The organism is Actinosynnema sp. NPDC002837 (assembly GCF_040295345.1).
Lineage (GTDB): Bacteria > Actinomycetota > Actinomycetes > Mycobacteriales > Pseudonocardiaceae > Actinosynnema.
Genome location: NZ_JBEOVG010000006.1, coordinates 12,440 through 35,340 on the forward strand (window position 1 = coordinate 12,440; position 22,901 = coordinate 35,340).

Sequence of the window (22,901 nt, forward strand, 5' to 3'; positions counted from 1 at the left end):
ATCGGGTGGTCTGGCGGACGATCTCTCAGCCCGCGGGCGCGTCGTCGCGGAGCCCGGCCGCCGAGCGCACGAGCGAGGCGATCGCCGGTGAGCGGCTGCTCGCCGGCCAGGCGATCACCGTGGTGACGTCCGGCGCGTCCACCACGGGCACCGCGACGTGGTCGGGCCACTGCCAGGCGCGACTGGAGGCCGGGATGACGAGCAGCGCCTTGCCCAGCGCCACGAGCTGCGCGAGCTGCGACTGGGTGCGCACCTCCGGCCCGGGTCCGTCCGGGTAGGACCCGTCGAGCCGGGGCCAGCGGGCGATCGGCAGGTCCGGCACGTCGCGGACCTCCGCGAGCGTGAGCCGATCGCGTGACGCGAGGGGGTGCCCGGCGGGCAGGAGCGCGATCTGGCCCTCGACGTGGAGGTCCTCGGTGTCGAACCCGGCGAGGTCGTCGAACGGCCGGTGCATGAGCGCCACGTCGGCGCTCCCGTCGCGCAGCAGCCCCGCCTGCTCGCCGACCTCGCACAGCAGGACGTCGACCGGCGGCGCGCCGGGTTCGCGGGCGAGCGCGTCGAGGAGCCGTTGCAGCAGTTCGTGGGACGCCCCGGCCTTCGTCACCAGCACCAGCGGCCGGTTCGGGTCCGCGGCCCGGCGCGTCCGGCGCGCGGCGGCCGCGACGGCGTCGAGAGCCGATCGGGCCTCGTGGAGCATCACCCTGCCCGCGTCGGTGAGCACCGCGCCACGGCGGTCCCGGTCGAAAAGCCGGACGCCGAGCCGGTGCTCCAGCCGGCTGATCGCGCGCGACAGCGGCGGCTGCGCGATCCCGAGCCGGTCGGCGGCACGTCCGAAGTGCAGTTCCTCGGCGACGGCGACGAAGTACCTGAGTTCCCGGGTCTCGAGGTCGTGCACGGACGCAGCCTACCCGCCTGATACCCGGCGAGTATCAGGGCTTACCGGATCGATCTTGGACGCGGGCGGGTGGCGCGCCGAGCATGGGACGGGTGAACGACACGAAGATCGCGCTGGTCACCGGCGCGAACAAGGGAATCGGGCTCGCCATCGCACGGGGTCTCGGGGCGATCGGCTTCACGGTCGCGGTGGGCGCGCGTGACGAGACCAGGCGAGAGGAGGCCGTCGAGCGGTTGCGCGCGGCGGGCGTGGACGCGTTCGGGGTCGCCCTCGACGTCACCTCCGACGACAGCGTCGCGGCCGCGGCGGCGACCGTCGAGCGGACGGCGGGTCGGCTCGACGTGCTCGTCAACAACGCCGGCATCGCGGGCCGGTTCGACGGTGGCGCGCAGGACCCCACGACGCTCGACCTCGACGTGCTGCGCACCGTCCTGGACACCAACGTGTTCGGGGTGGTCCGGGTGACGAACGCGATGCTCCCGCTGCTGTGCCGCGCGGACTCGCCGCGCATCGTCAACATGTCCAGCAACATGGGCTCGCTCACGTTGCGGACCGGCCCGGTGATGGCCGCGTACGCGCCGTCCAAGTCGATGCTCAACAGCGTCACGGCCCAGTACGCCCGCCGGCTCGCCGACACGAAGGTCATCGTGAACGCCGCCTGCCCCGGCTACGTCGCGACCGACTTCACCGGCTTCGCCGGGCCGCGGACGCCCGAGCAGGGCGCCGCGATCGCGATCCGGCTCGCCACCCTGCCCGACGACGGTCCGCGCGGCGGCTTCTTCGACGACGAGGGCGCCGTTCCCTGGTGACCGGGCCGCGGAACGCCCGGGTGGTCGTCAGTTCGGGTCGGTGATCGCGTCCACGACGGTGCGCACCAGTTCGACGTCGGCCGGGCGCGGCTCGGTGACCTTGCCGGCGTAGGACGCGACCACCATCACGACCTGGTCGCCGACGTTGACCCGGGCGTCCAGCGCGTTGGCCTCGGTGACCATCAGCCGGGCGCCGTCGCCGATGTCGGCGTGGGTGATCTTGTCCGGGGGCACGGCCGCCTTCGCGGCCCGGTCTTCGTCGGTGAACAGGCTGACTTCGAGGCTCCCGGCACCGCCGCTGAAGTGGCACGTCATGCCGCCGCCCCCGGACACCACCGACCGGGCCATCACCAGTTCGGCGCCGACGACCTCCTTGGCGGGCCCGAGGTCGACGTCCGCGCACCGACCTTCCGGCGCCCCGTCGGGGATCGTCACCTTGTCCGGCAACCGGTCGAGCGCCTGCACGAGGATCGTCGCGGCGGCCGCCCCGTCGGCCTTGGGCATGGTGGCGCTGCCGTCGGTGTAGGTGTAGAACAGGTGCAGCCCCCGGTTCCCCGCGAGCGTGCGGACCTCGATGTAGTGGGTCGAGGTGCCGTTCGCCTTGTAGGCGACGGCTTCGGCGCGGTCGCCCAGCCTGGGGATCGTCTGCACGTTGCGGAAGTTCTTGGCGAACGGCGCGAAGAACCGCTCGGCGTCCGTGTCGGCCACCGTGCTGATCTTCAGGCCGAGCATGCCCGGGACGTCCTCCGGGAAGTACGTGCACCCGGCGCGACGGCTGCCGTCGGGCTGCGTGACCGCGGAACGGCCGGTGACGTGCATGGCGTTCACGCCGATCGCCTTGGCGACCTCGGCCGGTGTGACGAGACCGCACTCGTCGAACCCGGTCTTCCGGTCCTTCCCGGCGGCGTCCGTCGGCTCCGCGCCGGATCGCGACTCGGGAGCCGCCGCACCCGTGATCGCTTGACCGCAGCCCGCCGCGACGGCCAGCGCCGCGACCCCCAGCGCGGCGCGCAGGCGAATCCCCGCCTTCATCCCCACCCCTCGTTCGACTGTGACGATCGCGGCGCCCCGTCCGCTGCCCCTCGACAGCGGGTGCGCGCGTCGCCACCGTTGCCGATCAGGCTAGGCGGGACGCGAGGTCCGCGATGTCCGGTGAACGCCTGACACCGAGCCCTCGCCGACTGCCGGGCGAGGAACCCGACCGCGTCGAGAACCCGCCGGCGTCCCGAGCCCGTCGTACGGGTAAGGGGGACGGAAGGAGCACGATGCAGGCGGCGTTGGAACGGGAGTACGTGGAGTACGTGCGGGCGGGCCTCGACCGGCTCCGCCGGTCCGCGTACCGGCTGTGCGGCGACGCGCACCACGGTGACGACCTCGTCCAACAGGCGATCACGAAGCTCTACGTCAACTGGCGGCGCGCGCGTGCGGCCGACAACACCGACGCCTACGTGCAGCGGATCCTGGTCCGGGTGTACCTCGACGAGCGGCGGCTGCGCTGGGCGGGCGTGTCGTTGTTCGCCTCCGCGCCCGAGGTCGCCGTGGAGCCGGACCACCGGGTCGACGACCGGGCCACCCTGCGCGCCGCGCTCGACCGGCTGCCACGCAGGCTGTCCGTGGTGCTGGTGCTGCGGTTCCTGTTCGACATGTCGGTCGAGGACGTCGCCGGAGCGCTCGGTTGCAGCACCGGCACGGTCAAGAGCCAGACCGCGCGCGGGCTGGCGACCATGCGGCGGTTGCTCGACGAGCGCCCACTGCCCATCACCGCGAAGGAGGCCTGATCGTGGACCGACTGCTGGACCCGCTGCGCGAGGAGGACCCGTTGCCGCCGTCCGAGGTCGACGTCGACCGGGCGATCCGGGTGGGGCGCAGGCGGCTGCGGACGCGGTGGGTCGGCACAGGGGTGCTCGTGGCCGCGGTGGCGCTCCTGGTGCCCGTCCTCGGGTTGCCGGGCGGCTCGGGCTCGTCCGTCGACCCGGCCACGTCGTCGCAGCGCGCCGCGGAAACCCGGGACTTCGACCCGATGCGGCGGGTGGTCACGGTCGCCGACGTGCCGGGCATCGTCACCGATTCCTACACCACCGCACGGCGTTGGCAGCGGATCAGCGTGCGCAACGCCGGGTGGACAGGGCTCGGGTCGGTGACCGTGCACGCCCCGGGCAGGCAGGCCGCGGATCCTGAGGGCGGCGTGCTGCGGCCGGAGACCGGCACGCCGACCGAACCCGTCGACGGCCGGCCCGCCTACTGGATGAGCAGGCCGTCCGGTGACCTGCTCGCCTGGCAGTGGACCGACGACGCCTGGGCGTTCGTCAGCTACCAGGACGTGAGGACCGAGCGCGAGGTGGACCGCGAGACCGCGCGCCGCATCGCGCTGGCCGTGCGGGTCGGCGACGGCGAGCCGGTGACCGTGCCGTTCACGCTTCCACGTCCCGCGTCGTACCAGTTGGTCGGCACCACCGCGGACCTGCGACCGCCCGGCGACCCGTACGTGCGCACCGGGCTCCTCTTCGCCACCGAGGACCCCGCCGACGAGGGCCGGTTCGTCGACTGCCTCGCGGTCGCCGTCGAGAACGGTGAGAGGGTGGCCTCGCAGAACGGGGTGAACCAGACCGTGGACGGTCACCCGGCGATGGTGGACGGGCGCAAGGTCACCCTCTACGGGGTTGCCGCCGGGTTCGCGGTCGACGTCTGGGGCGGGACCGCCGACGCCGCCGCCTCGCTCGCCGTCGCCCGGAGCGTGCGGCTCGTGCCGACACCGGACGACAGGTCGACCTGGACCACACGACCGCTCGGCTGACGACGGCGCCCGGCCCTGATCCAGGTGGACGCGGAGGGTCACCGTGCGAGAATCCGCGCGTGGACAAAGGGAACAACGTCCCGGGTACGCACTTCCTGCTCTCGTTGATCGACCCGGACGACGCCGCGACCGTGCGGCGACGCCTCGGGATCGACGAGCCCGAGGCGAATCCCGCGCGGTGGTGGGCGTGGTGGCTCCAGCGGCTCCAGGCGCCGGCGTCGGTGCTGCTGTGGATGTTGGAGCGGGACGACCCCGCCACGAACGCGCTGGCGTACCACCACGCGCACGCCACCGACGCGATCAAGCGCGACATCTACCGCGGCGTCCCGTTCGGCACGGCCCAAGGACCGCTGCCGGTGGTGCGGACGTGCGACACCCCAGGCTGCTCCCACGGCGCACCGCCGCTCGTCATCGGCCCGTCCGGGCTGGTCGGCGAACTGCGGCAGGCGCGGTCCATGGCCGCGGCGCGGGTGGCGGCGGGTGCCGTGGGCAGGGCCGACTGGCCCGAGATCGCCGAAGCGGACCGCGCCGAGCCGCTGCCGGGGTTCGCGCGGTGGGCGCTGTCGATCCGCGTGGACTGCCCACCGGAGGTGCGCGCGCGGTTCGGGTCGCACCCGAAGTTCGCCCACCGGCTGAGGCGGGCGGGCATCGTCGAGGACCCGCGCGAGTACGTCGAGCGCTGGACACCCGCGGCGGCCGTGCTCGACGTGCTCCAGGCCGGCACTGTCCTGTTCCCCGAACGCGCTCGTGAGGCCGCGGAGTTCCTCACGCCGCTCGTCCGGCGGGAACTCGGCGCGAACCCCGAGGCGTGGGCGGTGCTCGCCCAGGTGCTGCCGGCGTTCGCCGGCACGGTGGCGGAGCTGCTGCCCACCTGCGGCGCGGTCGCCTCGTTCAGGTGACGGGCGGCTGGATTCGAACCAGCGTGATCTGCCTTGGCAAGGCGGTGCGTCTGCCCCTGCGCTACGACCCGTCGCGTCGATCGTAGGTGAACAGCGGACAGGTGGACCGAGGAGGGGTCATCAGCCGGCACAACGGGAAGCGGCACGTCGTCGACCTGACCGACCGGCGGGCGCTGGTCGCATGGCGGCCGGCCGAGCCGTCGGTCGTCGCCGAGGCCGAGCGGCTCAAGGAGGCGGCGCTGCTGGACTTCGGGCTGACCGAGTCCGCGGTGGCGTCCTGGCTGTTCTCCAAGTGCCGTCACCAGCTCCCGACCACGGCGATCGACACGGCGGCGGTCGTCGCCTCCGGTGACGGCACGTGCCTGCTGCTGTTCAACCCCGACTTCTTCGTCGGCATCGGGCTGGACGGCGTCAAGTTCGTGCTGTTCCACGAGGCGCGCCACCTGGTGCACCGGCACCTGTTCGCGGAACCGGAACTGCGCGAGGACCCGGTGTTCGCCATCGCCGCCGAGGTCGCGATCAACCACGTGGCGATGGTCCGGCTGCGCCGCGCCGCGCTCCCCCGCCTCGACGGGCGACCGACCGGTGTGGACCCGCGGGAGGTCCACACCGACTACGTCGCCGACCTGACGGCCCAGGGCCTCGAACCACTGTCCTACGACGACTTCCTGGACACGGACCTGGCCGTGTACCGCGAGCTGAAGCGGATGCGCAACCCGCCGGTGCCCGCGCCCCTGTGCGTGCACCTCGTGCCGGGTCACGTCCCGGCCGACCAGCAGACCGTCGACGCGACCGCGTCCTCGGTGCTGCTGAACTCCCTGCTCGCGGCACGCCGGGGGCACGGGAGCGCGGAGGCGGAGCTGCTCGACCTGATGGACCGCACCGCGAGCGCGTCCGAGCGGGCCGCCCGGATCTGGGGTTCGCTCGGCGCGGGCGCGTTGCGCGGCACGACCGCGCGGACCGGCACCGTCGACTGGTGGCAGCGGTGGCTGGTCGACGTGCTGGCGTCCAAGCTGCGCCAGGGCGAACGGCTGGTGTACCCGAGGAAGCGGGGCGCGGTGCTGGCCGCGCTCGGGCACGACCCCGTGCTGTCGCGCCGCGGCCCGGAGCGCGACAAGGTGCTGGTGATCGCCTACGACACGTCCGGCTCGATGCCGGCCGGCGTGGTCGAGTGGATGACCGAGCTGGTCGGCCGCATCGAGGGCGTCGAGGCGCACTGGCTGTCGTTCGACGGCGTGGTGATGCCGTTCGAACCCGGTCAGGCGGTGCTCGGTGGCGGCGGCACGAGCTTCCAGGCCGTCGTGGACTACGTCGAGGGCCGCACCGCGCTGGACGGCGTGCCGTTCGAGGAGCGGGCCGACGCGGTCGTCGTGCTGACCGACGGCCACGCCCCGCACGTCACGCCCGCCGAGCCCGACAAGTGGATCTGGCTGATCACGCCGAGCGGCGACGACTGGCCGGATGCCCACGACCCACCGATGGCCTGCCACCGCGTGCGGCCAGTGACCCGGACGGCAGGCCGATGAGCGACACGAAGAGCACGCCGTGGCGGCCCAACGCGACCTACCCCGTGCCGCCCGAGGGCTGGACCGGCGGGTCGGGGTTGTCCGCGTTCATCGACGCGATGATCGACATCGGGCAGACCGGGCAGGTGTTCGGCGCGCACGGCATCGGCAAGACGGCCACGTTCTTCTCCCACATCGCCGAGGCGTACCCGGACACCGAGCTGGTGTTCGTGCCCGCGGCCAACCTCACGCCCGACGACCTGCTGATCAACGCGCCGGTGCGCGACGCGGCCACCGGCGAGCTCGTGCTGCGGCAGCTGGTGATGAGCCAGCTGAAGCCGGGCAGGCGGTTCGTCCTGCTGATCGACGACTCGTTGCAGGCCGGTGAGACGATCCAGTCGCAGCTGATGCAGATCGCCTGCGACTGGACGTTGGGCGAGCACGACCTGCGCGCCCTCGGCTGCGTCGGCGTGTTCCTCAGCGACAACGAGTCCCTGGCCGAGACCTCCACCCGCCGCGGCGACCTGGCGATCCTCGACCGGATGGTCACCGCCCGCGTCACCGCGAACGACACGGCGTGGCGCACGACGCTCGCGGCGAAGTACCGGGACTGGGACCTGCGCGGGGTGTTCGACGTCTGGAAGTCGCTCGACCCGGCGACGCGCGAGCTGCTGTCGCCGCGCACCGTCGACCACGTGCTCGCCAACGCCCGCGAGGGCTTCCCGCTGCGCTGGGGGTTGCCGCTGGTCAACGGGGAGCGGTTGCGGCTGGTGGAGCCGCGCGCGGAAGGCAGGCGCGGCCGGGACCGCGACCGCACCGCGGAGGTCCTCGACCGGATCGCCACCGCGCTCGGCGTGCCGAACCCGGCTACGGTCCCCGACCCCGTGCGGCGGGTGCTGCGGGCGGCGGTGCGCAACCGGTGGAGCGTGCTGCTGCAGGGGCCGCCCGGCTGCGGCAAGACCCAGCTGGTCCGGCAGACGATCCGCGAGGAACTGGGCCGGGAGCCGCTGTACTTCTCGTTGCCGGTGACCAACGTCGAGGACCTGTGCGCGCCGATCCCGACCGCCGACGGCACGTTGGAGAACCTGATGGCCAGGCAGTTCACCGGTGGTGAGCCGAAGGCGATCGTGTGGGACGAGTACAACCGGCCCAAGGACAAGGCGGCGTTCGCCAAGCTGATGGAGATCACGCAGGAGTGGTCGCTGGCCGGCCGGCGGATCGAGAACCTCCGCGCGCAGGTCGCGATCCAGAACCCGCCGTACCACCTCGGCCGCAAGCTCCTGGTGTCGCGCAACAACATCGCGCAGGCGACCAGGTTCACCGCCTCGCTCACCGTCGAGCCGGAGGACATCCCCGCCAACGAGTGGCTGATCAGCACCTACGGCGGTGTCGCCGAGACCGTGCTGGAGTGGTGGAAGCACGACATCGACGACGACGGCCGGGCGTGGATCACCAAGCGCACCGTCGAGCGGCTGGTGAAGCTGCACGAACGCGGCCTGCCGCTGGAGATGGCCACGATCTACCTCGGTGACGGCGAGTACGCGCCCGTCCCGCTCACCGCGCTGGTCGACCGGTTGGCGAAGCGCGGGGTCACCGGGCTGGGCGAGCTGGCGCGGCAGGTGGACGCGTGGGAGGGCAGGTTGCGGCGGGCGCGCGAGGAGTCCGGCGAGGGCACGAACGACAGCGACGTGGTCCACCAGGTGCTCGCCAACGCCGAGCTGTCGCAGCTGCGGCGTTACCGCAAGGTGGTGGTCCGGCTGGTCGCCCTGCTGCCGCCGAAGCTGCGGGCGACCTACCTGGTGGGCGTCGCCGAGGACCGGCAGCGGTTCTGGGTGGACACGTTCGCGCGGATGGCTCGTCAGGGCTGACCGGCTGACTGGGTTCATCGGGCGGGGGCTCGCCAAGCGGAGGCTCGCCAAGCGCCGACTGGGCGGCCGTGGCAAGCCGGGCGGTGGCTAGCCAGGCGGCAGAGGGGCGGGTGGTGCATGGTCGGGTGGTGGCTGCCGGTGCACGCTGCGCACGGCGGAGACGTCGGCATGCGGGGCGGGATGGGCCGGGATGTCCGTGCTCAGCGCGTCCAACCGGCGTCGGACGCTGGTGGCGATGCCCTTGCCCAGCACGAAACGCGTCGGCGTCACCGCCCGCAGCGCGCCGTCGAGCAGCCGGTGCGCCTCGCGGCTGCGCATCCCCGTGTCGCTCAGGACCAAGTGCCGCAACGCGTGCGGCCGGGCGGCTAGCACCGCGGCGATCGCGGTCGTCGCGGTCTCGTCCAGCCGGTTGTCCCGCGCGCCGAGGACGCCCGCCGCCTTCACCCGGCCGAGGTCGCACACCTCGACGCCCGCGGTCACGGCCGCGGCCACGAGCCGGGTGGCGGCGGCCGGTCCGATGCCGTTGCTCGCGACCGAGAGCCGCCGCAGCCGCCCACCCGGCACGAGCGCCTCCGCGACGGTCTCCGCGCCCCGGTCGCCGAGCCGCGCGGCGGACACGTACAGCTCGCTGATCACGTCGGCCCGCAGGAGGACGGCCAGGTGCGCCGCGCCCTCCGCGCCGAGCGGGTTGCCGCCGACGTAGAGGCGTTCGACCCGACGCCCGGCCGCGGCGGCGGTGACCAGGGCGTCCACCAGGACGGCGAGGCCCGGCGCGTCCAGCCCGGTCTGGACCAGGTCGAGGGTGCGCAGCGAGCGGGCGGCCTCGACGATCCCCGCCGCGGCCTCGCCCGCGCCGCCGTCGAGCGGGTTGCGCTTGAGCCAGATCCCGGTGACCCGGGCGGCCTGCGGTGACGCGCGCAGGTTGTCCGCGATGTCGCAGGCGCCACCGGCGGTGATCCCGTTGCAGCCCAGGTACAGCGTCTCCACTTCCCGTTCGACGGCCCGGCCCGCCACCTCGGCCGCGCCCTGGTCGCCGAGCTCGTCGGTGCCCAGCAGCAGGTGCCGGACCACGTCGGGGCGCAGCGCGTCCGCGACCAGCCTGGCCCCGGTCGGCCCGAGCGCCTGCTTGCACAGGTCGAGGCGACCGTCCGGGAGCGCCGTCCCGGACGGGAAGTCCAGCCGCCGGTCCGCCGTGCCGCCGGTGCGCAGCCACGACAGCAGCGGTTCGAGGTCGCCCGGACGGGGTCGCAGCGGGCTCACCAGTCCACCTCGCGGTAGTCCTTGAGGAGGACGCCGGCGACCGGCGCGCCCGCTTCACCCCGCACGATCGGGTCGTAGACGCGCGCCGAGCCGTCGACGACGTCGAGCGGCGTGCGGAAACCGTTCGACGCGAGCCGGGCCTTCTTCGGCGCCGGGTTCTCGTCGGTGATCCACCCGGTGTCCACCGCGCACATGTACACGCCCTGCCGGGCCAGGTCGGGGCCGCTGGTGCGGGTCAGCATGTTGAGCGCGGCCTTGGCCATGTTGGTGTGCGGGTGCCGGGCGGTCTTGTTCCGGACCGCGAACCGGCCCTCGACCGCCGAGACGTTGACGACGTAGCGACGCGGGAAGGGCGACGCCAGCAGCAGCGGCAGCAGGCGGTCGCACAGCAGGGTGGGCGCGAGCGCGTTGACCAGCTGCGCTTCCAGCACCTCGGTCGGGTCCAGCTCGCCGAGGTGCGCCGACCAGGAGTTGGCGGGCGCGGTGTCGGGCAGCAACCCGGCCTCGTCGAGCTCCACCGCGGACGGCACGAGGGCGAGCTCTCGGCGGCCGTTCCCCAGCACGGGCACCGGGCGGAATCCCGGTGCGAGGCGGGCGTTCGCGGGCAGGGCGCCGGTCTCGCCGCCGATCAGGGCCGCGTACGCCTCGGGCGGTCGGCGCACGGTCTGGGCCGCGTTGTTGACCAGGATGTCGAGCGGCCGGCCCTCCTCGCGCAACGACTCGCACAGGCCGAGCACCTGGCGCGGGTCGCACAGGTCGATGCCGACGACCGACAGCCGGTCCAGCCACGCCTCACTGCCCGGCACGGCCCGGAACCGCCGCACCGCGTCGTGCGGGAAGCGCGTGGTCACGATCAGTTCCGCGCCGTCGCGCAGCATCATCAGCGCGAGGTGGAAGCCGATCTTCACCCGGCCGCCGGTGAGCAGCGCGCGGCGTCCCGCCAGGTCCGCGCGCGCCGCCCGGCGCTCGGCGTTCTCCGCCGCGCAGGTCGGGCACAGCCGGTGGTAGAACGCGTCGGCGAGCCGGTAACCCGCCTTGCAGACGTAGCAGCGGCGGGACCGGGCGAGCGGACGTGCCGGCGCGGCCGGTTCGACGTGCAGCGGGGCGTCGTCACGGCGATCGAGGCCGCCGGTGGCGGTCGTGGCGTCCACCGCCGCGTCGGCCGCCGCGCGTTCGGCCGCACGCACCTTCCTGCGCCGCTGCTTGCCGTCGCGGACGAACGACTCCGCGACCCGCTCCGCGCGCAGCCGCACCGGGTCGTCGGCGGGCAGGGCGCGCAGCCTGGCGACGGCCGCGTGGAACGCCGCCTGCTCCTCCTCGTCCATCCCCGCCCGTCTTCCGTGCTCGTGGTGGTCCCGGCAGGATTCGAACCTGCGTGTCCGCCTTGCGGAGACGGCGCGTCTGCCTCTGCGCTACGGGACCGGACAGCCTGCCCGGGCGGCCGGATTCGAACCGGCGTGACCCGCACTGCCAGTGCGGAGCGCCTGCCTCTGCGCTACGACCCGGGCATTGGGCGGCATCTTATCGCCGCGCGACACCGAACCGTCCCCCGACGGCGAGCCGGCCGTCAGCGGAGGAGGTCTTCCAGGGCGGTGACGGCGTGCGCGACGCCGTTCTCCGCCCGCACGAGCCCGCCGATCCGGTCCGCTCGACGGCGGAGTTCCTGGTCGTTCACCGCGGTGGTGATGGCCTCGGCAAGCGTGTCGGCGGTGAGCCGTTGTTGCCGCACCGGCGGCGGTGCAACACCGATCGCGTGTGCGCGCTGCGCCCAGTGCGGCTGGTCGGCCACGAACGGGCACACCACCTGCGGCACGCCGGCGGCCAACGCGGCGCCGGTGGTGCCGCCGCCCCCGTGGTGCACGACGGCGGCCACGCGCGGGAACAGCACGTCGTGCGGCGCCTGGTCGATGACGAACACGTCGGTCGACCCGGTGGAGGCGAGACCTCCCCACCCGGTGGCCAGCACCGCCCGCACGCCCGCCCGGCGCACCGCGTCGACCACGGTGCGGCCGGTGCGTTCGGCGTCACGGCCGGCCATGCTGCCGAACCCCAGGTAGACCGGCGCGGGTCCGTCGGCGAGGAACCGCGCCAATGCCTCCGGTGGCGACCACGGCCTGCTGGGCAGGAACCAGAACCCGGTGGTGCGCACCCGCGCGGGCCAGTCCGGGTCGACCGGCGTGACCAGCGGGCTGAACGCCTGCAACACCAACCGGTGGCCTCCGTCGGGTGCGTGCAGCAGGTCGTGGCCGTTCCGCCGGCGGGACAGGCCGAGTTCCCCGACCCGCCAGCGGTCGACGGTGCCGGCGAAGGCGCGCAGGGTCGCGGAGACGGTCAGGTACGTGGCGCGGTTGAGGGCCTTGGGCAGGCGCGGCAGGGGCACCATCGGGCACGGGAACAGGCTCGTCGGCACCCAGCCCGGCTGCAGGGCGGCCACGGCGGCGGGCACGTCGAGCATCTCGGCGACGTGCTGGGCGGGCACGGACGGCGTGTGCACCACGATGTCGGCACGAGAGCCGCGGGCGACATCGCCGACGTCGTGCAGCACCCGCGCCATCAGCGGTTTGATGCGGCGCGCGGTGCGCACGGCGGTGATCTTGCCCCGCAGGCCCCGGTAGCCGCCCTCGACCGCCTGCTTCACCACCGGGTCGTCCACGAGCCGGTTCGGCCCCTCGTCCAGGGCGGCGAACTCCACCTCGTGCTCGGCGGCGGTCGCGGCGAACGACCCCGGCGCGGCCAGCAGCGCCTCGTGGCCGGCGCGACGCAGCGCCACGGCGAGGGCCAGCATCGGCTGCACGTCGCCGCGCGTGCCGTGGGTGACCAGCAACGCCTTCATCGTCCGCCCCCGTCCAGCTCGGTGAACGCGGTCAGCCAGCGGTCGTCGGTGAACACTCCCCTGGTGAGCATCTCCAGCCCGGCGCGTGCGCCCCGGGTGGCCGTGGCGGGTTCGGCCGGGTCACCGCCCAACAGGCGCCCGACCTGTTCGCCGAGCACGAGCGGCGCGAGCTGCCAGGCCACGTAGACCACCGCGCGTGCCCGCGCGTCGCCGGTGGGCCGGACCTGGCCGGCCGCCTCTCCGTCGGCCAGCCACCTCTCGGTGCGGTCGACGATCGTCGTGAACAGCGCCGTCGCGCTCTCGGCGCCGTCGAGCAGCGCGCGGGCCAGGTAACGGCGGACCGGGGTGGCCGCGGCGAGCAGGTCGGCCAGCGCCGTGACGTCGAGGTCGTCGTCGACGTCCATGGCCGCCAGCACGTGCTCGTCGCACGCCCTCCGCAGTCCCTCCTTGGAACCGAAGTGGTGCACGACCAGGGCGGGCGACACACCGGCGTCGGCGGCGATGGCCCGCACCGAGGCGCCCGCGATGCCGTCGGCGCCGAACCGGGCCAGCGCCGCGTCGCGGATGCGGGCGCGGGCGGTGAAGTCGGACCTGGCTGAACGCATGTACAGAGTATTGAACAGATGTTCAGCCCGGCGCACGTCCTTTGACGCGATCTTGACGCCGGACACCGCCGGGGACCGTGATCCCTCCTCCCCGACCGACCAGCCAGAGCGCCGGGTTCAGCCGGCGTCCGGATTCGCGGTCCTCAGTGGACGGATCACCAGGGTGACCGTGACGCCGACCAGTGCCACCGCACCGCCGACCACCAGGTCGTTGACCGTCGCGGCCGTGGGGTCGACCTGGTCGCGGTAGCCGATCAGCCACGGTGCGGCGGCGAGCCACGCGCCCGCCGCGACCAGCACCGGACCGGACCACCTCGCGTCCGCCGGAGCCATCGCGCCGGTCAGCGCGACCACCACGACGACGATCCCGGTGACGACCTCGTTGCCGTGGCCGGTGAACCAGGTCCCGACGACGCCGTAACCCAGCGCGAACGGCGACACGACCAGCCACAGCCCGAGCAGGAACGCACCCGAGCTCAGCCGGGCGGCGATCGCGTAGCGGCGCGGCGTCCGCGGCGGTGGGGCGCCGACGACGCGGAACGAGTGGTCGAGTTCGTGGTCGATGGCGACCTCCTGGTGCGGGATTGCGGTCGGCGTGCCCGACCGGGCCGTGCGGACGGGGTCAGTCGGCGAACCGCACCTTGGCCCACACGGTCGTGCTCGCCGCCGCCCAGACGACACCCCACTGCTCGACCAGGCCGTCCACGATCAGCAGCCCGGCGCCGAGGGGCCACGGCGCGCTGTGCCGGGGCGCGTGGTCGCGGACGCGGATCGTCAGCGTGTCGGTCCACTCGTCCGTCGTCAGCTCCAGCACGTAGGGCGGCTCGCCGTGGCGCCGGGCGTTGTCCAGCAGCTCGCCGACGACCACACCCACCCGCCGGGCGTCCTGGCCGGGCCGACCGCCGACGCGCTCCCGCAACCACGACGCGACCTCGGGCGCCGGCGGGGAGTCGTGGTCCTCCATGACCAGGGCGACGGTGTCGTGGCCGCGTGCCGGATCACGGGGTTGACGCTCGAAGTACACGTTCCAGCATCCCGTGAACCGGCCTCGGCGAACCTGACGATCGCCTTTCGGTCGCGGGTGCGCCGGGTTCACGCCGCGCAGTGCACGCACGAGTGCGGCCCGATCGCGCGGTCGCGGCCACTCCACCCGTCCGCGACCGCGTGGGTCCACAGCAGTCGCCAGACCGCGTGCGGCCGGCCGCCGTCGTAGGACCGACCGCAGTGGTCGCAGATCAGCAGGAGTGCGGCGGAATCGTGCTCGGCCGGAATCGCGGTCACGCTGCCGGAGCTCGACTTTCTCAGCGGGGGCGGGGAGGCGGGCGTCGGCCGCCGCGTTGCGGCCGACGCCCGGTCGTGCACAGGAATCGTCGTCGACGAGCGTGTACCACTGTGGCCGAGAACGGCGCGGGTGAACCTTGCGTTCGGCTTGCGATCCCCGCACGCGCCGAGCTGTCCGTCGCCGACCCGACCCCCCGACCCCTGATGTGAAGATTTGTCAGCTACTCGTCAGGTCAGCCACCAGCCACCCGCCCGCAGGATGGACGACATCCCCGAGACGGAACCGGAGCAGCCCGTGGTCGACGACGTCCCCCCGCAGACCTTCCGCCGCGCGATCGGCGCACGTCGGCCCATCGCGGTCGTGGGACGCGACCGCGCGGCGCGGAGGTGAGCATGGCGTTCGCGGAACGGACCAGGTCGGTGCCGGCGGACGCCGAGGCGGTGTTCGACCTCGTCACCGACCTGGAGAACCTGTCCGCGTGGCTGCCCGCCGGCGTCGAGGTCGAGCGGTACGGGCCCAACCTGGTCCGGCTGTGGCTCGGTGAGCAGAGCGTCGAGCGGCAGGTCGCGGTCGACTGGGACAAGCTGCGGATCGACTGGGGCGGCCGGTCGTCGCCCACGTGCTTCGGCACGCTGCGGGTCCTGCGCGTCGCACCGGCCCGCAGCGCCGTCACCGTCCGGCTGACCGGTCCCGACGGCTTCCCCGCGCCCCGCCTGGACGACTGGCTGGCCGACGCGCTCGAAGCGCTGGTCACCGCGGTCGGCGCGGAACGCGGGACCTCTCCGGCATTTCCCGGCTGCGCTCCCCCGCCGGCGGAACGGCTCGCCCGCACGGCGGACAGGCGCGGGGTGGCTGAAAAGTGGTCGACTCGCGTGGGTACCGCCCCCGCGAGTCGCCACCCCATCATGCCCTGACCGGCGCCCGCCGGACCTGACGAACACCTGACGATCCTCTTCGGCCCCGCGGGCCGGACGAGGTCAGGCGGTCAGCCGACGAGCCACCGCTGGACGGCGAGCCCGTTGCACGTCCACTGCTGCACCGGCGAACCTGCCGCCGTGCCCCAGTCCTTGTTGTCCAGGCACAGCCCGCTGTGCCGGTTGACCAGCGTGGTCGTGCCGTTGGTCGTCGTCAGCCGCCACTGCTGGACGGCGAGGCCGTTGCACGACCACTGCTGCACCGGCGAGCCCGCCGCCGTGCCCCAGTCCTTGTTGTCCAGGCACAGCCCGCTGTGGCCGTTGGCCACGGTGTAGTAGCCGTTGCCGACCGGGGTGAGGTACCAGTCCTGCACGGCGAGGTTGTTGCAGGTCCACTGCCGGACCTCCGCGCCCGGTGTGGTGACGAGGTTGTAGTCGTCCAGGCAGAGGGCGCTGTGCTCGTTGCGGATCCGCACGCGCGTACCGCCGCCGGTCTCGCCGGACGGCCCCTGGAGCACGGTGGACGTGGAGACCGGCACGCCGAGGTTCGGCGTGCCGTCGGCGTTCCAGGAGATCTTCTGCACCCGCGTCGTGCGCGTCTTGCCGCAGCCCTGGGACGCCGAGTCGTTGGCGTGGTAGGCGATCCAGGTCTCGGCGCCGTCCGGCGAGGTGAAGAACGAGTGGTGACCGGGGCCGTAGACGCCGGCGGCGTCGTTGCGCTGGAAGATCGGGTTCGCGAACTTCGTCCACGAGCTCTGCGCCAACGGGTCGCCACCGCGGTACTCCAGCATGCCCAGCTTGTAGTCGGCGGTGCCGCAGTAGCTCGCGGAGTAGGTCAGGAACGTCCGGCCGCCGCGCTGCAGGGCGAACGACCCCTCGTTGACCGGTTGCCCCTGCCGCTCCCACGCCAGGGTGGGCGCGGAGATGCGCGTGCCGTGCGTCGAGACCGTCGTCGGGCTGCTCATCGGCGCGATGTAGATCGACTGGAGGCCGTCGGCGTGGAAGGCCGAGTAGTGGAAGTACAGGGCTCCGTCGAGCTTGAGCACCGCGCCGTCGATCGCCCAGCCGTTGTTCGGCATCAGGTTGAGCACACCGCGATAGGTGTACGGGCCCGCCGGGTCGTTCGCGGCGCTCTCCAGCACGTGCGTGCGGCGCGACCCGTACCCGGACCGCGGTTCCACCGAGTAGTACAGGTACCAGCGGCTGCCGATCTGCTCCAGGTGCGGGGCCCACATCGTGCAGCAGCCCTCGTTCTGGGTCGCGGTGAAGATCCGCGTCTCCGGGGCGCTGCGCAGACCGGCGATCGTGGACGACCGCCGCATCAGGATGTCGGAGGTCCACGTCGTGGCGACGTAGTAGTACTGGCCGTTGTGCTGCACCAGCGTCGGGTCGGCGCTGTTGGGCGCGGGCACGACCGGGTTGGTGAACGACGGGCCGGGCGCGGCGTCGGCGCGGTCCTGGCCCACCAGGATCACGGACAGCGCGGCGACCAGGGCGACGGCGAGCGACAGGGCTCGCCGGCCCGCACCACGCCGATGGGCAAGCAGCATGAGAACTCCTGGGTCGGCAGGTCCGGCGAGGTCCTGACAGGACAGTTCGGGCCCGGGTGACAGCCCTCGGAGGGTTCGGACCCTGCGGTTGACGTGGAACCCTCCCGGCACCACTTCTGTTAGCGCTAACAACTACGCCACGCGGTTGACCCCGCGAAGAGGGTCGTGACATGGCCGTGGACAGGCGCAGAGAGCAGGGGCTCCACCGGGAAGCCCGGTCGATCGGAACGGTCGAGAGCGTGCCGCAGCACCGTAGCGCAAGTTTTTCGTCGCGAGCAAGACCCGATCGTCGAGCCCGAATCGTCGTCGGTTAGCGCTCACAACATCACCGGTGGAGTCGACGGGCCGTCACCAAGGAGCCAGATCACGGCAGGCGAGCATCGTTAAAACGCTTTCAGCCATCGCCGCGACGCACGGGCACCACCAATCTCGCTGCTGACGAAGAGGTAGCCCGCTGCGACCGGATGTTGACAGCCGCTCCGGTCGCCTGGTTCGCTACCGGGCGAGGTAACCGTTTTCACGCGGTCGCCCGCACGCGCTGCCGTTCCCCGACGTGGAGGCACCGATGCCCCCAGTTCCTCGTCGCAGCTCCCTGGTGCGCAGCGCGCTCGCCGCCGGATCGACGCACACCGCCACAACCGAACTGTCCGATCGTCGGGGTGCGTGCCACACCCGACACGTCAAGGGACCATCATGAGACGACCGACAAAGACGTCCGCAGTCGTTGCCGTGACCGCAGTCCTGTCCGGTATCGCGGTGGCGGTGGTGTCCGCGCCCGCCGTGCACGCCGCGACGACCCGGTACGAGGCCGAGGCCTCGCCCGCCACCTGTGACGGCGCCGTCGCCTCGAACCACTCCGGCTACTCCGGCTCCGGGTTCTGCGACTCCGACGGCGCGGTGGGCGCGTCCGCGCGGTTCACGGTCAACGCGACCACCGCCGGCGCCGCGACCCTCGCCATCCGGTACGCCAACGGCTCCTCCAACCGGCCGGCGGACATCAGCGTCAACGGCGCGGTGGTGCAGGCCGGCTCCGCGTTCGACGGCACCGGCGCGTGGAACACCTGGGCGACCAGGACGATCACCGTCCCGGTGACCGCGGGCGCGAACACCGTGCGGCTCGCCGCGACCACCACCGGCGGCCTGGCCAACATCGACTACCTCGACGTCACCACCACCGACGGCGGCTCGGACGGGGCCAGGCGGATGGAGAGCCTCGGCCGCGGCGTGGTGGCGGTGCGCTCCAGCAGCACCGAGGTCCTCGTCAGCTGGCGGCTGCTGGGGCTCGACCCGACCGGCATCGGCTTCAACGTCTACCGGTCGACCGACGGCGGCGGCGAGGTCAAGCTCAACTCCTCGGTGCTGACCGGCGGCACCAACTTCACCGACTCGACGGCCGACGCCACCCGCGCCAACAGCTACCGGGTGCGACCGGTGGTCAACGGCGCGGAGCAGGCGCCCAGCGGCGCGTTCACCCTGGCCGCCAACCGCGCGGTCGAGCCCGTCATCCGGGTGCCGCTGCGCGCCGGCGGCGCGGTGAAGTTCCTCTGGGTCGGCGACCTGGACGGCGACGGCGAGTACGACTACGTGCTCGACCGGCAGACCTCGCCGCAGAAGATCGAGGCCTACCGCCGTGACGGCCGGTTCCTCTGGCAGGTCGACATGGGACCCAACAGCACCAACCAGAACAACATCGAAGGCGGCTCCGCGACGATCGACGTCGGCCACAACGACGGCGTCACCGTCCAGGACCTCGACAGCGACGGCCGCGCCGAGGTCGCCGTCCGCATCGCCAACGGCGTCACCTTCGGCAACGGGACCAGGTTCACCAACAGCGACGACAACCGCCAGTTCATCGCCATCCTCGACGGCATGACCGGCGCTCCCCGCGCCACCGCGCCGGTGCCGACCGACTACCTGGCCGACGGCCCGATGTACGCGCGCTTCGGCGTCGGCTACCTCGACGGCGTCAACCCGAGCCTGGTGGCGTTCATGAAGAACCGGATCGGCAGCGGCGACTTCAACCTCATGTTCACCGCCTGGCGGTTCACCGGCAACGCGCTCACCATGCAGTGGAAGTTCCTGCGCGGCAACCAGAACCTGCCCGACGGCCACAACACCCGCATCATCGACGTCGACGGCGACGGCAAGGACGAGATCGCCGAGATCGGGTTCGTGCTCAACGGCGACGGCCGCCTGCGCTACTCCCTCGGCCCGGCGGGCGTCGTGCACGGCGACCGCTTCCACATCGCCGACCTGGACCCGGGCCGTCCGGGGCTGGAGGGCTACGGCGTCCAGCAGGTCAACCCCAGCGGCCTGCGCGACTACTACTACGACGCCGCCAACGGCAACATCATCTGGCGCCACACCGAATCCGGCACCGCCGACGTGGGCCGCGGCATGGCGGGCGACATCGACCCACGCCACCCCGGCATGGAGGTCTGGGCCTTCTCCGGCCTGTACAACGCGCCGACCAACCGGCTCACCCAGTCGAGCACTTCGCTGCAGCCCTGGCCACAGCTGGGCCTGTACTGGGACGGCGACACCACCATGGAACTGCTCAACGACGGCAAGTTCGAGAAGTGGAACCCGACCAGCCCCACCACCACCAACAGCGTCCCGCGCCTGCTCACGACCTCGCAGTACGGCGCGGTCGACGCGGCCCAGGGCAACTCGCCGGTCATCTACGGCGACATCCTCGGCGACTGGCGCGAGGAGGTCCTCTACACCAACGCCGCCTTCAACGAACTGATCATCTTCACCACCAACCGACCGAGCGGCACCAGGCTGTACACGCTCGCCCACAACCCCGCCTACCGCAACGCCATGACGCTCAAGGGCTACATGCAGTCGCACCACGTCGACTACTTCCTCGGGGCGAACATGGCCACGCCGCCCCGTCCGGCCATCACCTACCCGTCGAGGTAGGCACGGCCGCGTGAGGTGAACCGAGAAGCCGCCCGCCGCGGGCGTGCCAGAGGCGGCGGGCGGCTTCCGGTGGGATGCGCGGACCCGTGGGGCCCTCAGGAGTCCTTCGCGGATGGCCGAGCGGGAATCGTCGCGGGGTCCTCCGAGTCACGCCGGGTGAGCACCAAGGGCTCGTCCTCGGTGATGGCGATCGTGTGCTCGGAGTGGGCCGTGCGCGAGCCGTCGGCCGAGCGGATCGTCCAGCCGTCCTCGTCGTAGACGATCCGGTCGGTGGTGCGGGTGAACCACGGTTCGAGCGCCAGGGTCAGCCCGGGCCGGAGCTTCAGGCCGCGACCCGCCCGGCCCTTGTTGGACACGTGCAGGTCCTCGTGCATGGTGCGGCCGATGCCGTGGCCGCCGAACTCGGTGTTGACCGGGTAGCCGTAGTCGCGGGCCACCGCCCAGATGGCCGCCGAGATGTCACCCAGGTGGTTGCCCGGCCGCGCCACCCGGATCGCCGCCTCCAACGCCTCCTCGGTGGCGCGGATGATCCGCAGGTCCTCCTCGGCGGCGGTGCCGACGATGACCGTGCGCGCCGAGTCGGCCACCCAGCCGTCGATGCCGACCGCGAGGTCCGCGCTGAGCACGTCACCGTCGCGCAGCGTGTAGTCGTGGGGCAGGCCGTGCAGCACGGCGTCGTTGACCGACAGGCAGATGACGTTGCGGAACGGACCGCTCCCGAAGGACGGCGAGTAGTCCCAGTAGCACGACTCGGCCCCACGCCGTTGGATCATGCCGCGCACGTGGTGCTCCAGGTCCAGCAGGTTGACGCCCACCTCGGCGAGCCGGCCGACCTCGGCGAGGACCTCGGCGACGAACCGCCCGGCCACGTGCATGCGTCGGATCTCCGCAGGCGTCTTCAACTCGATCACGGAATACCTCGCGCCCCAGTGTTGGTATAGTTATACCGTCACCGTAGCACTTGCCGGTATAACTATACCAACCCTATCCTGGGGACATGGTCCGCCAACCGCTCACCCCCGAGCAGCTCGAAGCCGGCCGACGCCTGGGCGCCCTGCTGCGCCGCGCGCGAGCGGAACGCGACGCGGCGGAGGTCGCGCACGCGGCCGGCATCTCGCCGGAGACGCTCCGCAAGATCGAGACCGGACGGCTGCCGTCACCCGGGTTCGGCACGATCGTCCGCCTCAGCGAGGCGCTCGACGTGCCGCTGCACGACCTGGCCGCCACCTGGCGCGGCGCCGACCAACCGTTGAAAGCCGTCTCGTAGCCGGCGGCGTCCTCCTAGCCGGCGTGGACGGCGGCCCGTGCCACCTGCCGCTGCCCGTCACGCAGGCCGGCGACCACCGTCCCCCACAGCACCGCCGCGCCGCCGAAGCCGGGCACCAGTCGCCACGCCCACTCCAGCCCCGCCGCGCCGAGCACGACGGTGAGCGCGGCCGTGCCGCAGAGCAGCGCGGCCAGCAGCAGGTACCGGTTGGCGCCGAACAGCTTCGCGAACGGCGCGAAGTGCGCGCCGACGGCGAACAGGACCCACGCCGGGGTCGCCTGGGCGAGGTCGAGGTGCGCCAGCAGCCGTGAGCCGGCGAAGATCCCGATCAGCATGAGCAGCACCGCGATGCCGTACCCCTTGCCGAACGGGCTGTCGGACCGGCCGCCGCCAGGGGGCAGCCCGCCGCCGGAGCGGCCGAAGTGGACCGCCCAACCGATCAGGCCGAGCACGATCGCGACACCCACCACCGCCAACGCCGTCGCGCCGCCCGTCACCGACCCGACGCCGGAGAACCACCACCCGCCGCCGAACCCGACACCGATCAGCGACGTGATCACCAACGTGATCACGTGACCCTTGGTGAACTGCTCGTCACTCATGCCGCCCCCACTGTCGCGATTGCCCGACACTTACCTACACGTCGAGAAATCGCTGGTCCCGAGCGGGGCACTGCTGCACATCCGCCAATGTGGACTTTGAATTCATTTCTGTCAACACTGAAGCTATTGAGACCGCTATCTCAGCGCAGGTATCGCCGATCGGACCGGTCCCGGAGCTATTGCGGGCGCACTGCCCTGATCCACAGGTGCCAAGGAACCGTGTCGTTGTCGACCTGCGGTTCCCGCAGCGCCTCGATGAGCAGACCGGAGTCCTCCAAGGCCGTGGTGTAGGCGCTCAGCGGGTGGTTCCACCCCTGGAACTTCATCGCCATCCCGTCCCGCTCGACCTCCTCCTCGAAGCGGTGACGTCCGAAGTACGGACGGTCGAGCACGAACACGCCGTCACGGCGGCTGCCGGTGTTGGTGATCGGGTGGGTGATCGCCAGGCACAGCCTGCCGCCCGGTTCGAGCACCCGGCCGATCTCGGCGACGGTGCCCGGCAGGTCGTCGACGTCCATCAGCACGCAGTAGGCGATGACGAGGTCGAAGCTGTCGTCCGGGAAGGGGAGGTCCGCCGAATCGGCGAGCAGGTACCGACCCTCGGGGTGGGCCTGTCGCGCGGCCTCCAGCAGGGTGGGCGAGGCGTCGATGCCGGTGACCCGGTGCCCGCGCTCGACGAGGTCGCGGGACACCCGGCCTTCGCCGCAGCCGAGGTCGAGGGTGGCCCGGCCGGCGGTCGGCACCAGCTCGAAGAACGCGTCGCGGTAGCGCCAATAGGAGTCGAAGCCGGGTTTGCGCACCCAGGCGGTCCAGTTCCGCGCCTGCGTCTCCCAGTCCTGCCCGGCCGCGGTCAACGCACTGTCGGTCATTGGCCGCAGCCTAGTTCGGACCGG

General features: G+C 72.6%; 22 protein-coding genes and 3 tRNA genes. 9 read left to right on the forward strand and 16 right to left on the reverse strand.

Annotated elements, in window-relative coordinates; all coding sequences use genetic code 11:
- Positions 1–25: 25 nt before the first annotated feature.
- Entirely contained in the window at positions 26–895 is an 870-nt protein-coding gene (locus ABTZ99_RS06365; protein ID WP_498786692.1) for a LysR family transcriptional regulator, read from the reverse strand.
- Between the two features lie 83 nt (positions 896–978).
- Between ABTZ99_RS06365 and ABTZ99_RS06370 the strand changes: the two genes are divergently transcribed.
- Positions 979–1,704, forward strand: coding sequence for an SDR family oxidoreductase (locus tag ABTZ99_RS06370; protein WP_499608657.1), 726 nt, complete (start codon positions 979–981; stop codon positions 1,702–1,704).
- A gap of 27 nt (positions 1,705–1,731) precedes the next feature.
- Here ABTZ99_RS06370 and ABTZ99_RS06375 read toward each other — a convergent pair whose 3' ends face one another.
- Positions 1,732–2,736 carry a DUF3558 family protein gene (locus tag ABTZ99_RS06375; RefSeq protein WP_499608659.1) on the reverse strand — a complete coding sequence of 335 codons (1,005 nt, stop codon included), beginning with the start codon at positions 2,734–2,736 and terminating at the stop codon, positions 1,732–1,734.
- A gap of 233 nt (positions 2,737–2,969) precedes the next feature.
- Between ABTZ99_RS06375 and ABTZ99_RS06380 the strand changes: the two genes are divergently transcribed.
- Genes ABTZ99_RS06380 through ABTZ99_RS06390 form a run of 3 tightly spaced genes read left to right on the forward strand, consistent with a single transcriptional unit; the run spans position 2,970 to position 5,397 of the window.
- Positions 2,970–3,482: a SigE family RNA polymerase sigma factor gene (locus ABTZ99_RS06380; RefSeq protein WP_498786689.1), complete on the forward strand. Its 513-nt coding sequence runs from the start codon at positions 2,970–2,972 to the stop codon at positions 3,480–3,482.
- A gap of 2 nt (positions 3,483–3,484) precedes the next feature.
- On the forward strand, positions 3,485–4,498 hold the full coding sequence (locus tag ABTZ99_RS06385) for a hypothetical protein (RefSeq protein ID WP_499608662.1): 1,014 nt from the start codon (positions 3,485–3,487) through the stop codon (positions 4,496–4,498).
- Between the two features lie 59 nt (positions 4,499–4,557).
- Positions 4,558–5,397: a hypothetical protein gene (locus ABTZ99_RS06390; RefSeq protein WP_498780906.1), complete on the forward strand. Its 840-nt coding sequence runs from the start codon at positions 4,558–4,560 to the stop codon at positions 5,395–5,397.
- Here the strand turns inward: ABTZ99_RS06390 and ABTZ99_RS06395 are convergent.
- Positions 5,395–5,470: transfer RNA gene (locus ABTZ99_RS06395), tRNA-Gly, on the reverse strand. The two genes, ABTZ99_RS06390 and ABTZ99_RS06395, sit on opposite strands and share 3 nt — an antisense overlap.
- 28 nt (positions 5,471–5,498) lie before the next feature.
- On the opposite strand from ABTZ99_RS06395, the gene ABTZ99_RS06400 reads away from it, so the two are divergent.
- Positions 5,499–6,923, forward strand: a complete 1,425-nt coding sequence (locus ABTZ99_RS06400; RefSeq protein WP_499608665.1) for a vWA domain-containing protein — start codon at positions 5,499–5,501, stop codon at positions 6,921–6,923.
- Positions 6,920–8,770: an ATP-binding protein gene (locus tag ABTZ99_RS06405; protein WP_499608667.1), complete on the forward strand. Its 1,851-nt coding sequence runs from the start codon at positions 6,920–6,922 to the stop codon at positions 8,768–8,770. The genes ABTZ99_RS06400 and ABTZ99_RS06405 overlap by 4 nt, the downstream gene beginning before the upstream one ends.
- A gap of 87 nt (positions 8,771–8,857) precedes the next feature.
- On the opposite strand, the gene ABTZ99_RS06410 is transcribed toward ABTZ99_RS06405, so the two are convergent.
- The 9 genes from ABTZ99_RS06410 to ABTZ99_RS06450 all read right to left on the reverse strand — a co-directional run bounded on the left by ABTZ99_RS06410 (position 8,858) and on the right by ABTZ99_RS06450 (position 14,749).
- Positions 8,858–10,030 (reverse strand): leucine-rich repeat domain-containing protein, encoded by a 1,173-nt coding sequence (locus ABTZ99_RS06410; protein ID WP_499608669.1) that lies wholly within the window; start codon positions 10,028–10,030, stop codon positions 8,858–8,860.
- Positions 10,027–11,355: an SDR family NAD(P)-dependent oxidoreductase gene (locus tag ABTZ99_RS06415; protein WP_499608671.1), complete on the reverse strand. Its 1,329-nt coding sequence runs from the start codon at positions 11,353–11,355 to the stop codon at positions 10,027–10,029. The genes ABTZ99_RS06410 and ABTZ99_RS06415 overlap by 4 nt, the downstream gene beginning before the upstream one ends.
- Before the next feature lie 22 nt (positions 11,356–11,377).
- A tRNA-Ala gene (locus ABTZ99_RS06420) sits at positions 11,378–11,452 on the reverse strand.
- Between the two features lie 10 nt (positions 11,453–11,462).
- Positions 11,463–11,536 (reverse strand) — tRNA-Ala (locus tag ABTZ99_RS06425).
- Between the two features lie 61 nt (positions 11,537–11,597).
- Positions 11,598–12,863 (reverse strand): glycosyltransferase, encoded by a 1,266-nt coding sequence (locus ABTZ99_RS06430; RefSeq protein ID WP_499608674.1) that lies wholly within the window; start codon positions 12,861–12,863, stop codon positions 11,598–11,600.
- A complete protein-coding gene (locus ABTZ99_RS06435; protein ID WP_499608676.1) occupies positions 12,860–13,468 on the reverse strand; it encodes a TetR/AcrR family transcriptional regulator in 609 nt (202 codons plus the stop codon). Before ABTZ99_RS06435 ends, ABTZ99_RS06430 begins: the two co-directional genes overlap by 4 nt.
- Positions 13,469–13,585: 117 nt before the next feature.
- A complete protein-coding gene (locus ABTZ99_RS06440; protein WP_498780895.1) occupies positions 13,586–14,149 on the reverse strand; it encodes an SPW repeat domain-containing protein in 564 nt (187 codons plus the stop codon).
- Entirely contained in the window at positions 14,091–14,492 is a 402-nt protein-coding gene (locus ABTZ99_RS06445) for an ATP-binding protein (protein ID WP_499608679.1), read from the reverse strand. The genes ABTZ99_RS06440 and ABTZ99_RS06445 overlap by 59 nt, the downstream gene beginning before the upstream one ends.
- A 68-nt stretch (positions 14,493–14,560) precedes the next feature.
- Positions 14,561–14,749, reverse strand: coding sequence for a hypothetical protein (locus ABTZ99_RS06450; RefSeq protein WP_498780891.1), 189 nt, complete (start codon positions 14,747–14,749; stop codon positions 14,561–14,563).
- 393 nt (positions 14,750–15,142) lie between these two features.
- Between ABTZ99_RS06450 and ABTZ99_RS06455 the strand changes: the two genes are divergently transcribed.
- Positions 15,143–15,664, forward strand: a complete 522-nt coding sequence (locus ABTZ99_RS06455) for an SRPBCC family protein (RefSeq protein ID WP_499608681.1) — start codon at positions 15,143–15,145, stop codon at positions 15,662–15,664.
- 71 nt (positions 15,665–15,735) lie between these two features.
- Here ABTZ99_RS06455 and ABTZ99_RS06460 read toward each other — a convergent pair whose 3' ends face one another.
- Positions 15,736–17,214: a family 43 glycosylhydrolase gene (locus ABTZ99_RS06460; protein ID WP_499608684.1), complete on the reverse strand. Its 1,479-nt coding sequence runs from the start codon at positions 17,212–17,214 to the stop codon at positions 15,736–15,738.
- Between the two features lie 729 nt (positions 17,215–17,943).
- Here ABTZ99_RS06460 and ABTZ99_RS06465 point away from each other — a divergent pair.
- Positions 17,944–20,139 carry a rhamnogalacturonan lyase family protein gene (locus ABTZ99_RS06465; protein WP_499608687.1) on the forward strand — a complete coding sequence of 732 codons (2,196 nt, stop codon included), beginning with the start codon at positions 17,944–17,946 and terminating at the stop codon, positions 20,137–20,139.
- Between the two features lie 95 nt (positions 20,140–20,234).
- On the opposite strand, the gene map is transcribed toward ABTZ99_RS06465, so the two are convergent.
- Positions 20,235–21,050, reverse strand: a complete 816-nt coding sequence (gene map, locus ABTZ99_RS06470) for a type I methionyl aminopeptidase (RefSeq protein WP_499608691.1) — start codon at positions 21,048–21,050, stop codon at positions 20,235–20,237.
- An 86-nt stretch (positions 21,051–21,136) separates the two neighbouring features.
- Between map and ABTZ99_RS06475 the strand changes: the two genes are divergently transcribed.
- Positions 21,137–21,406: a helix-turn-helix domain-containing protein gene (locus ABTZ99_RS06475; RefSeq protein ID WP_498780882.1), complete on the forward strand. Its 270-nt coding sequence runs from the start codon at positions 21,137–21,139 to the stop codon at positions 21,404–21,406.
- A gap of 14 nt (positions 21,407–21,420) precedes the next feature.
- On the opposite strand, the gene ABTZ99_RS06480 is transcribed toward ABTZ99_RS06475, so the two are convergent.
- The gene (locus tag ABTZ99_RS06480; RefSeq protein WP_498780880.1) at positions 21,421–22,008 is read right to left on the reverse strand and encodes a DUF7010 family protein; all 588 of its coding nucleotides are present in this window, start codon (positions 22,006–22,008) and stop codon (positions 21,421–21,423) included.
- Positions 22,009–22,184: 176 nt separating this feature from the next.
- Complete coding sequence (locus ABTZ99_RS06485) at positions 22,185–22,877, reverse strand: class I SAM-dependent methyltransferase (RefSeq protein ID WP_499608694.1); 693 nt, start codon at positions 22,875–22,877, stop codon at positions 22,185–22,187.
- Between the last annotated feature and the right edge of the window lie 24 nt (positions 22,878–22,901).

Coding starts and splice junctions, on each gene's coding strand:
- ABTZ99_RS06370 (WP_499608657.1), top strand. CDS start 979: ATGGGACGGGTGAACGACACGAAGATCGCGCTGGTCACCGGCGCGAAC.
- ABTZ99_RS06375 (WP_499608659.1), bottom strand. CDS start 2,736: ATGAAGGCGGGGATTCGCCTGCGCGCCGCGCTGGGGGTCGCGGCGCTG.
- ABTZ99_RS06380 (WP_498786689.1), top strand. CDS start 2,970: ATGCAGGCGGCGTTGGAACGGGAGTACGTGGAGTACGTGCGGGCGGGC.
- ABTZ99_RS06405 (WP_499608667.1), top strand. CDS start 6,920: ATGAGCGACACGAAGAGCACGCCGTGGCGGCCCAACGCGACCTACCCC.
- ABTZ99_RS06415 (WP_499608671.1), bottom strand. CDS start 11,355: ATGGACGAGGAGGAGCAGGCGGCGTTCCACGCGGCCGTCGCCAGGCTG.
- ABTZ99_RS06430 (WP_499608674.1), bottom strand. CDS start 12,863: ATGAAGGCGTTGCTGGTCACCCACGGCACGCGCGGCGACGTGCAGCCG.
- ABTZ99_RS06435 (WP_499608676.1), bottom strand. CDS start 13,468: ATGCGTTCAGCCAGGTCCGACTTCACCGCCCGCGCCCGCATCCGCGAC.
- ABTZ99_RS06455 (WP_499608681.1), top strand. CDS start 15,143: ATGGCGTTCGCGGAACGGACCAGGTCGGTGCCGGCGGACGCCGAGGCG.
- ABTZ99_RS06460 (WP_499608684.1), bottom strand. CDS start 17,214: ATGCTGCTTGCCCATCGGCGTGGTGCGGGCCGGCGAGCCCTGTCGCTC.
- ABTZ99_RS06475 (WP_498780882.1), top strand. CDS start 21,137: ATGGTCCGCCAACCGCTCACCCCCGAGCAGCTCGAAGCCGGCCGACGC.
- ABTZ99_RS06480 (WP_498780880.1), bottom strand. CDS start 22,008: ATGAGTGACGAGCAGTTCACCAAGGGTCACGTGATCACGTTGGTGATC.
- ABTZ99_RS06485 (WP_499608694.1), bottom strand. CDS start 22,877: ATGACCGACAGTGCGTTGACCGCGGCCGGGCAGGACTGGGAGACGCAG.